This window comes from Pseudomonas sp. D(2018), from assembly GCF_005502555.1.
In the GTDB taxonomy this organism is placed as follows: Bacteria; Pseudomonadota; Gammaproteobacteria; order Pseudomonadales; family Pseudomonadaceae; genus Metapseudomonas; species Metapseudomonas resinovorans.
In genome coordinates this window covers 242,322-254,012 of the sequence record NZ_SCOK01000001.1, presented here as the reverse complement: position 1 = coordinate 254,012, position 11,691 = coordinate 242,322, and the positions used below count along the sequence as shown (strand labels likewise).

The following is an 11,691-nucleotide window of genomic DNA, read 5'->3' as shown; positions in this document are numbered from 1 at the left end:
CCACGAATTACGAGGTTTACCGATGCCTGAACTCATCCTCGGCGGTGCCCGCTCCGGCAAGAGCCGGATGGCAGAGAAGCTCGCCGCTGAAAGTGGCCTCAAGGTCATCTACGTCGCCACCAGCCAGCCGCTGGACGGTGAGATGAGCGCGCGGGTCGCCCATCACCGCGCCCGCCGTCCAGAGCACTGGGGCCTGGTGGAAGAGCCGCTGGAACTGGCCCGCGTATTGCGCGAGAGCGCCGCCGCCGATACCTGCCTGCTGGTGGATTGCCTGACCCTCTGGCTGACCAACCTGCTGATGCTGGACGACCCGGCGCGGCTCGATGCTGAGCGCGAAGCGCTGCTCGGTTGCATCGCCGAGCTGCCGGGCCGCGTGCTGCTGGTGAGCAATGAAACCGGGCTGGGCGTCGTGCCCCTGGGCGAGCTGACCCGTCGCTATGTCGACGAAGCCGGCTGGCTGCACCAGGCCCTGGCCGAACGCAGCGAACGGGTGATCTTCACCGTCGCTGGCCTGCCCATGATTCTGAAGGGAGAGCCCCTATGACACTCGATTGGTGGTTGAAACCCTGCCAGCCGCTCGACCCGGTAGCCCGCGCCAAGGCCCAGGCCCGCCAGGACCAATTGACCAAACCGCGTGGCGCGCTCGGCCAACTGGAAGACCTGGCCATCACCCTTGCCGCCCAGCAGGGCCGTGAGCGGCCGTGCATCGACCGCCCCTGGTTCGCGGTGTTCGCCGGCGACCATGGCGTGGTGGAGGAGGGCGTATCCGCCTACCCGCAGGCGGTGACCGGCGAGATGCTGCGCAACTTCGTCCGCGGCGGGGCCGCCATCAGCGTGCTGGCGAAGAGCCTGGGCGCCACCCTGGAGCTGGTGGATCTGGGCACCGCCGTGCCATTGCAGCCGCTGCCAGGCGTGCTGCATTTGCAGGTGGGAGCGGGCACCGCGAACTTCGCCCGAGAGCCGGCGATGACCGCGGCCCAGTGCCTGATCGCCCTGCAGGCCGGCCATGCCAGCGTGGAGCGCGCCCTGGAAGCGGGTGCCGACCTGTACGTCGGCGGCGAAATGGGCATCGGCAATACGACCACTGCCAGTGCCTTGGCGTGTGCCCTGTTGGACCTGCCGGCCTCCTCGCTGGCTGGGCCTGGTACCGGGCTGGATGGCAAGGGTGTGGCGCACAAGATCCAGGTGATCGAGCACGCCCTGGCCCTGCACCGCGATCACTGCGACAGCCCGCAGGAAACCCTGCGTCGACTTGGCGGCTTCGAAGTGGCGGCGCTGACTGGCGCCTATCTCGCGTGCGCCCAGCAGGGCCTGCCGGTCCTGGTGGATGGCTTCATCTGCAGCGTCGCTGCGCTCTGTGCCGTACGCCTGAACCCCGCGTGCCGCGAGTGGCTGTTGTTCTCCCACCGCTCCGCCGAGCCCGGCCACATGGCCGTACTCGATGCGCTGGAAGCCCAGCCGCTGCTGGACCTGGGGCTGCGCTTGGGCGAAGGCAGCGGCGCGGCGATCGCCCTGCCGTTGCTGCGCCTGGCGTGCGAGCTGCATGACGGAATGGCCACGTTCGCCGAGGCTTCGGTATCGGACCGACCTGCATGAAGCTCGACCTTCTGCGTCATGGCGAAACCGAGCGCGGCGGCGGCTTTCGCGGCAGCCTGGACGACGCCCTGACCGATACCGGCTGGGCGCAGATGCGCTCCGGGGTCGCAGAGGCGGGCCCGTGGGATGTGCTGGTGAGTTCGCCCCTGCAACGCTGCGCGGCCTTTGCTCGCGAGCTGGAGCAGCGTCTTGGCCTGCCGCTGCACTTCGATGCCGATCTGCGCGAACTGCACTTCGGCCAGTGGGAAGGCCGCAGCGCCGCTGAGCTGATGGAAGAGCACGGCGAAGGCCTGGGCCTGTTCTGGAACGACCCCTACAGCTTTACCCCGCCGGACGGCGAGACATTGCAGGACTTCGAAGCGCGGGTCATGGCCGCAGGCGAACGCCTGCATGAGCGTTTTGCCGGTCAGCGGGTGCTGCTGGTTACCCACGGCGGGGTGATCCGCCTCCTGGTGGCGCGCGCCCGGCAACTGCCGCGTGCCCAACTGATGCAGGTGGAGGTCGCCCACGGCGAACTGTTCCGCCTGGCCGTCGACGAAATCGGCCTGCGGGAACGCCCATGACGCCCCTGCTGATCGCCCTGCAGTTCCTCACCCGTCTGCCTGTCCGCCTGCCGGGTATGCCCGAGCCGCGAGAAATCGGGCGCTCGCTATTGTGGTACCCGCTGGTCGGCCTGCTGATCGGGGGACTGCTGCTGGCCGCAGCCTGGCTGCTGGATGGGCAGCCGATGCTGTTGTCCGCGGCGCTGCTGCTCGCGCTCTGGGTGGGGCTGTCGGGCGGTCTGCACCTGGACGGCCTGGCCGACACGGCGGATGCCTGGGTGGGCGGCTACGGCGACCGCGAACGCACCCTGACGATCATGAAGGACCCACGCAGCGGCCCCATCGCGGTGGTCGTGCTGGTGGTGGTGCTGTTGCTCAAGTTCGCGGCGCTCGCGGCTGTGCTGCAGGCAGGGCAATGGCTGCCCCTCGTGCTGGCCCCCTGGCTGGCGCGCGGAATGCTGCCCTTGTTGTTCCTGACCACTCCGTACGTGCGCCCGGGTGGCCTGGGCCAAGCGTTGGCCGAACACCTGCCACGCCGGGAACTGCGCCTGTGGCTGGCTGCGCAGGGTGTGGCAATGCTGGTGCTGGGCTGGTCGGCCTGGGTTGCCCTGGCCGCAGCGCTGGTGGTGTTCGGCTGGTTGCGCGGACGCTTCCTGCGGCGGCTGGGCGGCACGACAGGGGATACGGCGGGGGCGCTGGTGGAGTTGGTGGAGGTGGGGGTGCTGGTGGGTGTGGCGCTTGTCGGTTAGGCCCTCACCCCTAGCCCCTCTCCCGGAGGGAGAGGGGCTAGGGGTGAGGGCGGTTTGATAGAGAGCTCCGGCTCCTGCGTCGTCAGCCAGATTGCTTCAAGCACGGCGTTCGTCTGTTGCAATACGTCGTGGTTCCAGAAGCGCAGCACGCGATATCCGTTCGTTACGAGCCAGGCATCGCGTCTAGAGTCGACGGGATTCTCCAGGTGCTGGCCGCCGTCGAGTTCGACGACGAGTTTGTGTTCATGGCAGTAGAAGTCTGCGAAGTAGGGCCCCAGCGGTTGTTGCCGACGAAACTTCAAGCCGGATAGCAAGCGATTGCGCAGATGCTGCCATAGCAGACGCTCCGCATCCGTCTGCTCCACCCTGAGTCTCCTGGCAAATTCGAGCCTTTCCATAAGCATCCTTGCTCAGTGAATAAAGACTCGATTGTCCGGGGTTAGCCGGCAGGAAACTTCCGATATCCGCCCCCGATTCCCCCGATTCCCCCGATCTACTCAAACACAAAATGCTCGCTCGCCAGCCCCATCACCGACGCGGTCGGCTTCAGCATGGCGGCTGCATGCCCCTTGGCACGGGGTAGCGGGCGGGCGAAGTAGAAGTCGCTGGTGGCCAGCTTGGCGCGGTAGAACTCGGTGGATACCACGCCGCCGTCACGCAGTCGTTGGCGGGCCGCGCGTTTCTGCAGGGCCCAGGCGTAGGCGAGGGCGGCGTAGCCGGAATACATCAGGAAGTCGTGACTGGCGGTGCTCACCACGTCGCGCTCCTTGCGGGCGCGTTTCTCAGCAGGTCGACGGCCAAGCGAGCGATCTGGCCGGTGATGTCACGCACGGCCTTGCCTTGGGTCATCAGCAGCACCTTGCGGCCGAGCAGGTCGAGTGCCTGGATTGCCAGTAGTGCCTTCGTAAAGGGGTGGCGATGCGGGCGTCGCGGACGATCTGCTCCATGCCGTGCTCGCGGATGTAGCCATGGCCGCCAAACACCTCTTCGTAGAGCCGGGCGCATTCGCCGAGGATGGCTTCGACCATGTCCGGAGTCGCGTCGCTGCCATTGGCCAGCGCGCGGTAATGGGCGGGGAAATCGAAGACTTCGTTGAGCAGAAAGCGCATGTCGCGCAGCGGTGCTTTGTAGCTGGGCATGGTGACCTCGGCGTGCGTTGATGGCCCGGTTTATATGGGGCGGGCAGGACGCCGGCCTTGGCAGCGGCAACGAGGTGTTCTGGCAGTTGGGACAATCGGGTCCGTTCCCGGCCACCTGCCATCGGCAGGATTCGATTGACGCTCAGGGAGATGCGGGTATATACATGCAACCCATGTTGCCGACTCAATGTCTCTGTACCAAGCTGCGCCGCGCCACACGTAACGTGACCCGGCTCTACGACGATGCCCTTGCCGGCGTCGGGGTGAATGTCGCCCAGTACTCGCTGTTGAAGAACCTGGCGCGGCTCGACCAGCCGAGTATCACCAGCCTGGCCGAAGCCATGGGGCTGGACCGCAGCACCTTGGGGCGCAACCTCAAGGTGCTGGAGGCCAAGGGGCTGGTGTTGCTGGAGGGCGGCGAGGACCAGCGCAATCGGCTGGTATCGCTGACGCCGGCTGGCCGCAACAGCCTCGACCAGGCTTTGCAGGCCTGGGAGCGTGTGCAACAGGACATGGGGCAACGCATGGGGCCGGAGAAGCGGGCAGCACTGATGGCGCTGCTGGACGATCTGGAACATATCGCCTGATATTTTCGCTGGAAAACGGGTATCTACCCGTAAAGGAATTTTCTATGACATCGGTATGGCGTACGAGTGGCTGGGTCCTCCTGGGGGCGTCGTTGATCCTGGCCTTGTCGTTAGGCATTCGCCATGGATTCGGCCTGTTCCTGGCGCCCATGAGCAGCGAGTTCGGTTGGGGCAGGGAAGTCTTCGCGTTCGCGATTGCCCTGCAGAACCTCATCTGGGGTCTGGCGCAACCCTTCACCGGCGCTCTGGCCGACCGCTTCGGCGCGGCAAAGACCGTGGTCGTCGGTGGCGTCCTGTATGCCATTGGCCTGGTGCTGATGGGGTTTTCCGATTCGGCATTGTCGCTGTCCTTCAGCGCCGGCCTGCTGATCGGCATTGGCCTGTCGGGCACCTCATTCTCGGTGATTCTTGGCGTGGTGGGTCGCGCCGTGCCGGTGGAAAAACGCAGCATGGCCATGGGGATCGCCGCAGCCGCCGGCTCTTTCGGCCAGTTCGCCATGCTTCCCGGTACCCTCGGGCTGATCGGCTGGCTCGGCTGGTCGTCCGCACTGCTGGCGCTGGGTCTGCTGGTTGCGCTGATCGTGCCGCTGGTGGGGTTGCTCAAGGACAATCCGCCGCCGCCCCAGGCTCATGAACAAAGCCTTGGCGATGCCCTGCGTGAGGCGGCGGGTCACTCAGGCTTCTGGCTGCTGGCGCTGGGCTTCTTCGTCTGTGGCTTCCAGGTGGTGTTCATCGGCGTGCATCTGCCGGCCTACCTGGTGGATCAGCACCTGCCGGCTGCGGTGGGCACCACGGTGCTGGCGCTGGTGGGGTTGTTCAACGTATTCGGCACCTACATCGCCGGCTGGCTGGGCGGCCGCCATGCCAAGCCCAGGCTGTTGACCGCGCTTTATCTGCTGCGCGGCGTGGTCATCGTCGCCTTTGTCTATTCGCCGCTGACCATCTGGAGTGCCTATGCCTTTGGTATGGCCATGGGGCTGCTGTGGTTGTCCACCGTGCCCCTGACCAACGGCACCGTCGCAACCCTGTTCGGCGTGCGCAATCTGTCCATGCTCGGTGGTATCGTTTTCCTGTTCCACCAGTTGGGCGCCTTCCTCGGCGGCTGGCTGGGGGGCTACCTTTATGACCACACGGGCAGTTACGAACTGGTATGGCAGATTTCCATCTTCCTCAGTCTGCTCGCCGCCGTGCTGAACTGGCCGGTGCGGGAGCAACCGGTGGCGCGCCTGCAGCCCGTCGGGGCCGTATGAGCCAGCGTCTGGGCTGGGCGTTGGGAGCACTGGTGCTGGGGCTGCTGCTGGCCCTTGTATGGTGGGGCTGGCAGCAGGGTGGACTGGCGCTGATGCAGTTGGGATTCAATTGCTAGGCGGGTCGCTTGGCAGTAGCGTAGACAGATCGCCCGATCGTGCCGGAGTCCGCCATGAAAGCTTTGCCCGCCCTGTCTTTGCTACTGCTCGCCTTGTTCGGCGGCCAGGCCATGGCCGCCGAGTGTCCCTCGCTGCTGCAGCATGAATTGCCGCAACTGCGCTCCAAGAACACCCTCGACCTTTGCCAGCGTTTCGCTGGCAAGCCCCTGGTGATCGTCAACACCGCCAGCCATTGCGGATTCACCCCGCAGTTCAAGGGGCTGGAGGCGCTCTACAAGCGCTACAAGGATCGGGGGCTGGAGGTGTTGGGCGTACCCTCGGACGACTTCAAGCAGGAAGCCGCCAGCACTGAGGAAACTGCCAAGGTCTGCTACGTGAACTACGGTGTGACGTTCGCCATGACCCAGCCACAGCACGTGACCGGTGACGAGGCGACGCCGCTCTACAAGGAATTGATCGCCCAGTCCGGGCAGACGCCGCGCTGGAATTTCTACAAGTACGTGGTGGACCGCCAAGGCAAGGTAATCGCCCATTTTTCCAGCCTTACCAAGCCGGATGACCCGGATTTGCTGAAGGCCGTGGAGCAGGCGCTGGCCAGTCAACCCTGAATGACAGATAGAAGAAAGCCCGGACTTGTCCGGGCTTTCTTTTTTTCTGCTGCCTGATCAGAAGCGATAGGTCAGCTGCGCACCCAGGCCATGGGCGCTGTTCTTGTAGGTGGCGCTGTATGAACCCTTGATCGGGCTGGTCTGATCGATCTTGGCGTCGTCTTCCTTCAGGTAGGAGTAGGCCACGTCGACGGTCACATCGTCGTTGGGGCTCCAGGCGGCACCCAGGCTGAAGATCTTGCGATCGTCGGTGGGAATGCGCGGCGAGCGCAGCTCGTTGCGGGTCGGGGACTGGTCGTAGGCCAGGCCGGCGCGCAGGGTCCACTGCGGGTTCAGCTTGTAGGCGGCGCCGACGGCATAGGACCAGGTGTCGCGCCAGTCCTGTTCTTCAGTGATGGTGCCGAGGGCTGGGCCGAGCAGACCGCCAACGCCCTTGTTTTCCACCTTGATCTCTTCCAGGCGGCTCCAGCGGGTCCAGGTGCTGCCGGCGAAGAGGGTCCAGGTGTCGTTCAGGTCGTGGGTGACGGAGAAGTCGACGGATTCGGGCGTTTCCAGCTCCAGCGAAGCGTCGTACTTGCCAGCGGAGCTGCCCAGGATGGGGCCGCTACCGGAGATGGTGGTGTCACCGCGCAGCTTGTAGTCCACCTTGGAGTGGTAGGTCAGGCCGAAGCGGGTGCTTGCGTTCAGTTCGTAGAGCACGCCGGCGTTGAAGCCCAGTGCGGTGTCGTCGCCCTTGACCTTCACCTTGCCGTCATTGCTGCCCATGGACAGCGGGTTGAGCACGGCGGAAGTCAGTTCGCCGTCGATGCGGTTGATGGTGGGGCCGAAGCCGACGGACAGCTGATCGTTGATGCGGTAGCTGACGGTGGGCTGCAGGGTGATTACGCGTACTTCGCTCTTGTCGCCGTAGTAACGGCCGGCGAAGCCGGTTTCGTAATCGGTGATCAGGCCGAAGGGTACGTACATGCCGAAGCCGATGGCCCATTTGTCATCGATCGGCTTGACGTAGTAACCCATCGGCACGCCCACGGTGGGAACCATGTCGCCATCGTTGCTGCCGCGGAAGGAGCTGCGGGCGTCGTCGATGTCGGTCTTGGCGAAGATCGCGGCGGCGCCGACGCTTACCTGCTCGCGCTTGAGACGGGCCATGCCGGCGGGGTTGCCATAAACGGTGGTGGCGTCATCGGCGGAGGAGGAGCGCCCGGCGAAGGCGGTACCCATGCCGCTGACGCTTTGCTCGTTGAGGGCGAAGCCAGCGGCCAGGCTGTAGCTGGAAGCGGCGCTAATGGCCAGGGCGAGGGCGGTCTTGAGGGCTCTGCTGGTCACGGTGAACTCCTGAACGATCGTGCAAAAGGGCGGCACGCTAACAGGATTCAGGAGGGCTTTCCAGCCTGGAAGAATGTAAGGAAAATCCTTGTAAGATTGTCGAACAAAAGGCAAAACGATGGCATCTTCGCTGATCGTGCAGATTGCCTTGTACGCTCGTTCCTGACTGGTTGGTCAGTGATCAGGCGGCCTGGCTGAGATGGGCAACATGACGCTGCCAGGCATCGATGAAGTCCCGCGGGCTGCCATCGGGCTGGAAGACCTGGCGCCAGATCATGGCCATGCCGACCAGGTCGTCGGCGGCGGGAAGCACCAGGACGCTCGACTCCACCAGCATCCACGCGATGGCGGTGGCGTAGCGCAGGTTGACGGTCAGTTCCAGGTGCGGTGAAGCGAGGAAGGCGTGCTGGCTGGCGAGCCCGCGCACCTGGCTGGCAAGTTCCGGGTCACGGGCCAGGTGCTGGTCCCAGAGCTGCTGGTGGCGCTCATCGCTGATGCAATAGAGGCCGCGTCCCGTGCCGCCGTCCAGTGCCGCGCCGAGGGCGGACTGGCAGGCGGCAGCGCCTAGCAGCAGGCTTTCGGCGGTGGAGGAGGGGCGCTGCAGGTAGAGCAGCGTCGGTCGTATCACATGTTGGCGGAGATCGCAGGCGGCAATTCCCATATGGCCCTCGCGAAAGGTGCCGGCGGGGCCGGGCGCTTTGGCAGCTTCTCATCGTTCTAAGGAAGGCCCCAGCGGGAGCGGAGTTAGCCGCTCGATTTGAAGTCTAGTGGGATATTTGTGCTGTAAAGGCCTGTTTTTAAACTGTTTCAGGCTTCTGGTTATTGTCTATATAGCTGCCTGTGATTAAAAAACAGCCAGCAGGGCGAGGCCGCCAAGCTCATCGCCCGCTGGTTTCTCGGTCTTACTCGCCCTTGGCCTGAGGGCGGGCGGGGTTGGTGATCCACTCGCTCCAGGAGCCGGCGTAGAGCCGCGCCAGCGGGTAACCGGCGAGATTCAGGGCGAAAAGGTTGTGGCAGGCGGTGACGCCCGAACCGCAGTAGGCCACCAGCTCGTCCACCGGGCGGTCGCCGATCATCGCGGCGAAACGTTGCTTCAGCGCCTCGGCCGGAAGGAAGCGGCCATCGCTGCCGAGGTTGTCGGTGAAGGCTGCGCATTGGGCGCCGGGGATATGGCCGGCCACCGGGTCGATGGGTTCCACTTCGCCCTTGAAGCGCGGCAGGGCGCGGGCGTCCAACAGAGTGAGGCTGGCATTGCCCAGGCGTTGCTGGAGGCTGTCGGCGTCGATCAGCAGGCTGTCGTCGGGCTGGCCTGCAAAGTTGCCCGGCTGCACGGACGGCTCCACGGCAGTCAGCGACAGACCGGCATCGCGCCAGGCCTTCAGGCCGCCATCCAGCAGGAATACGCCATCGCGCTTGCCCAGCCAGGTCAGCAGCCACCAGGCGCGGGCGGCAAAGGCGCCGGGGCCGTCGTCGTAGAGCACGATGGCGCTGTCGGCATTGACGCCCCAGTCGCGCAGCCTTGCGGCAAGTACCGCAGCGTCTGGCAGCGGATGACGGCCGGTCACACCCTTGCTCACCGGGCCAGAGAGGTCACGCTCCAGGTCAGCGAAGCGGGCCTTGGGAATGTGGCTTTCGGTGTAGCTGCGCTGGCCGTAGGCCGGGTCGTCGAGGGAGAAACGGCAGTCAAGGATGACCAGGCCCGGTTCATCCTGGCGGGCACTGAGTTGGGCAGGGCTGATGAGTTGCGCGAGCGACATGGCGGGGTCCTTGTCGTGACCATTGTTGTGGCGAGCATCATAAGGACGCCCGCATGGCCTGTCGCGCGCTATTGGCGGCGGCGCGGAGCCCGCGCCGCCTGTGCGTCAGCGGCAGGCGCTGCGCAGGCGCTGGAAGCCGGCGTCGAGATCGGCGATCAGGTCGTCCGGATGCTCCAGGCCGATGTGCAGGCGCACCAGCGGGCCACTCGCCTTCCAGGTGGTGGCGCTGCGGTGGGCGCTGGGGTTGGTCAGCAGGATCAGGCTTTCGAAACCGCCCCAGCTGAAACCCATGCCAAACAGTTGCATGTTGTCGAGCATGGCGCGGATAGCCTGCTCGGGCATCGCCTTGAGGACCACGCTGAACAGGCCGCACGCGCCGCTGAAGTCGCGCTTCCACAACTCATGTCCAGGGGCGCCGGGCAGTGCGGGGTAGAGGATCTGTTCCACTTCCGGTTGCTCGGCCAGCCACTGGGCGACCTTCTCCGCGTTGCGCTGGTGCCGCTCCAGACGGGTCGAGAGCGTGCGCAGGCCGCGCAGGGCGAGATAGGCATCGTCGGCACTGACTGACAGGCCGAGCTGTTTGTAGAAGCCACGCACCTGCGGGAACAGCGCTTCGGTGGTCATGATCACGCCCATCAGCACATCGGAGTGACCGACGATGTACTTGGTCGCGGCGTGGATGGAGATGTCCACGCCGTGCTTGAAGGAGGCGAAATGCACCGGCGTGCCCCAGGTGTTGTCGAGCATCACCAGGGCGCCGTGGGCATGGGCGACTTCGGCGATGCTGGGCACATCCTGCACTTCGAAGGTGAGCGAGCCCGGGGACTCAAGGAACACCACGCGGGTGTTGGGGCGCATCAGTTCGACGATGCCACCGCCGATCAACGGGTCGTAGTAGGTGGTCTCGATGCCGAAACGCTTCAGGGTTTCGTCGCAGAAGGCGCGGGTCGGGTCGTAGACCGAGTCGGTCATCAGCAGATGATCGCCAGGCTTGAGCGTGGCCAGCAGGGCCGTGGTCAGAGCGCTCAGGCCGCTGGGGGTGAGCATGGCGCCGTAGGCACCTTCCAATTCGGCCAGGGCGCTCTCCAGGGAGCGGGTAGTGGGGTTGCCGTGGCGGCCATAGGTATTGAGGGTGCCATTTTGCGCGTGCAGGGCTTCCACGGTGGGGAAGAGCAGCGTGGAGGCGCGATAGACCGGGGTATTCACGGTGCCACCGACGCGGCCCCGTTCGCGGCCTTCATGGGCCAGCAGCGTTTCAACATGCAGCTTGCGGTCGTCCACCTGGGTGTTTCCTCTGAATCCGAATGACGAGATGGGGCGGTGCCTTCCGTTAGGAGAGGCAACTGGCGTGGGGGAAAGATTACCGATGGGCGCGGGGAAATTCTTTGCTTTGATTTGCTGGGAATGGCGGTTTTGTAGAATCAAAATCTACTTATTCATTATTTTATAGAAATATTTTTCGGTTGTGCGTCGTGATGCGGAAATCATGGGTCGCCGGCCTGCTCCAGGTGACCGAGTGGCAGGGCCGTGGTGTGCTTGATCACTTCCATGGCGAAGCCGGAGCTGACGTCGGACAGGTCGGCAACGCGGATCAGGCGCTTGTACACCGCGTCATAGCCCTTGATGTCGGGCACCACGATCTTCAGCAGGTAGTCCACGTCCCCGGTCATGCGGTAGATCTCGACGATCTCGGGGATGTCGCGGGTGCCTTCGATGAACTGGCGGGTCCAGTCGTCGCTATGGCGGCTGGTGCGGATGGTGACGAATACGGTGACCCCGAGCTTGAGCCGTTCGGCATCGCAAAGCGCCACCTGCTTCTGGATCACGCCGTCCTCGCGCAGCTTCTGCAAGCGCCGCCAGCAGGGTGTAGGAGAGAGGTTCACCGCCTCGGCCAGTTCCGCGAGTGAGATGGAAGCGTCCTGCTGCAGGAGGGCGATGATCTGCAGGTCTTTCTTGTCCATGGGCTGGGTCCGTGCGGATGCGTTTGGTCGGGAGGCTGGCGGGCCAAGTGTGTCGAAAC

At 65.0% G+C, this 11,691-nt stretch carries 13 protein-coding genes and 2 pseudogenes; 7 read left to right on the top strand and 8 right to left on the bottom strand.

The window, feature by feature from the left end; translation table 11 throughout:
- Positions 1-22: 22 nt before the first annotated feature.
- From cobU to FFS60_RS01030, 4 genes are read left to right on the top strand one after another with little or no spacing between them, the layout of a single operon-like run.
- Positions 23-544, top strand: coding sequence for a bifunctional adenosylcobinamide kinase/adenosylcobinamide-phosphate guanylyltransferase (cobU, locus tag FFS60_RS28590; protein WP_162144821.1), 522 nt, complete (start codon positions 23-25; stop codon positions 542-544).
- On the top strand, positions 541-1,596 hold the full coding sequence (cobT, locus tag FFS60_RS01040) for a nicotinate-nucleotide--dimethylbenzimidazole phosphoribosyltransferase (RefSeq protein ID WP_137820847.1): 1,056 nt from the start codon (positions 541-543) through the stop codon (positions 1,594-1,596). Before cobU ends, cobT begins: the two co-directional genes overlap by 4 nt.
- Positions 1,593-2,159 carry an alpha-ribazole phosphatase family protein gene (gene cobC / locus FFS60_RS01035; RefSeq protein WP_137820846.1) on the top strand — a complete coding sequence of 189 codons (567 nt, stop codon included), beginning with the start codon at positions 1,593-1,595 and terminating at the stop codon, positions 2,157-2,159. The genes cobT and cobC overlap by 4 nt, the downstream gene beginning before the upstream one ends.
- Entirely contained in the window at positions 2,156-2,887 is a 732-nt protein-coding gene (locus FFS60_RS01030; protein WP_137820845.1) for an adenosylcobinamide-GDP ribazoletransferase, read from the top strand. Before cobC ends, FFS60_RS01030 begins: the two co-directional genes overlap by 4 nt.
- On the opposite strand, the gene FFS60_RS01025 is transcribed toward FFS60_RS01030, so the two are convergent.
- The 3 genes and pseudogenes from FFS60_RS01025 to FFS60_RS28935 all read right to left on the bottom strand — a co-directional run.
- Complete coding sequence (locus FFS60_RS01025; protein ID WP_028628984.1) at positions 2,884-3,285, bottom strand: endonuclease domain-containing protein; 402 nt, start codon at positions 3,283-3,285, stop codon at positions 2,884-2,886. The genes FFS60_RS01030 and FFS60_RS01025 overlap by 4 nt on opposite strands.
- 95 nt (positions 3,286-3,380) lie before the next feature.
- Positions 3,381-3,894: pseudogene (locus FFS60_RS01020) on the bottom strand (acyl-CoA dehydrogenase C-terminal domain-containing protein); the annotation flags it as partial.
- 45 nt (positions 3,895-3,939) lie between these two features.
- Positions 3,940-4,026: pseudogene (locus tag FFS60_RS28935) on the bottom strand (acyl-CoA dehydrogenase N-terminal domain-containing protein); the annotation flags it as partial.
- Positions 4,027-4,199: 173 nt separating this feature from the next.
- On the opposite strand from FFS60_RS28935, the gene FFS60_RS01015 reads away from it, so the two are divergent.
- The 3 genes from FFS60_RS01015 to FFS60_RS01005 all read left to right on the top strand — a co-directional run bounded on the left by FFS60_RS01015 (position 4,200) and on the right by FFS60_RS01005 (position 6,588).
- A complete protein-coding gene (locus FFS60_RS01015; RefSeq protein WP_028628987.1) occupies positions 4,200-4,613 on the top strand; it encodes a MarR family winged helix-turn-helix transcriptional regulator in 414 nt (137 codons plus the stop codon).
- A gap of 44 nt (positions 4,614-4,657) precedes the next feature.
- Positions 4,658-5,863: an MFS transporter gene (locus FFS60_RS01010; RefSeq protein WP_028628988.1), complete on the top strand. Its 1,206-nt coding sequence runs from the start codon at positions 4,658-4,660 to the stop codon at positions 5,861-5,863.
- 170 nt (positions 5,864-6,033) lie between these two features.
- Positions 6,034-6,588 carry a glutathione peroxidase gene (locus FFS60_RS01005; RefSeq protein WP_137820844.1) on the top strand — a complete coding sequence of 185 codons (555 nt, stop codon included), beginning with the start codon at positions 6,034-6,036 and terminating at the stop codon, positions 6,586-6,588.
- A 57-nt stretch (positions 6,589-6,645) separates the two neighbouring features.
- On the opposite strand, the gene FFS60_RS01000 is transcribed toward FFS60_RS01005, so the two are convergent.
- The 5 genes from FFS60_RS01000 to FFS60_RS00980 form a co-directional block, all read right to left on the bottom strand.
- Positions 6,646-7,914, bottom strand: coding sequence for an OmpP1/FadL family transporter (locus FFS60_RS01000; protein WP_137820843.1), 1,269 nt, complete (start codon positions 7,912-7,914; stop codon positions 6,646-6,648).
- Between the two features lie 181 nt (positions 7,915-8,095).
- A complete protein-coding gene (locus tag FFS60_RS00995) occupies positions 8,096-8,575 on the bottom strand; it encodes a hypothetical protein (RefSeq protein ID WP_028628991.1) in 480 nt (159 codons plus the stop codon).
- A 241-nt stretch (positions 8,576-8,816) separates the two neighbouring features.
- Entirely contained in the window at positions 8,817-9,671 is an 855-nt protein-coding gene (locus tag FFS60_RS00990) for a sulfurtransferase (RefSeq protein WP_028628992.1), read from the bottom strand.
- Between the two features lie 105 nt (positions 9,672-9,776).
- Positions 9,777-10,952 (bottom strand): cystathionine beta-lyase, encoded by a 1,176-nt coding sequence (gene metC, locus FFS60_RS00985; RefSeq protein WP_028628993.1) that lies wholly within the window; start codon positions 10,950-10,952, stop codon positions 9,777-9,779.
- A gap of 203 nt (positions 10,953-11,155) precedes the next feature.
- Entirely contained in the window at positions 11,156-11,632 is a 477-nt protein-coding gene (locus tag FFS60_RS00980; RefSeq protein ID WP_028628994.1) for an Lrp/AsnC family transcriptional regulator, read from the bottom strand.
- Between the last annotated feature and the right edge of the window lie 59 nt (positions 11,633-11,691).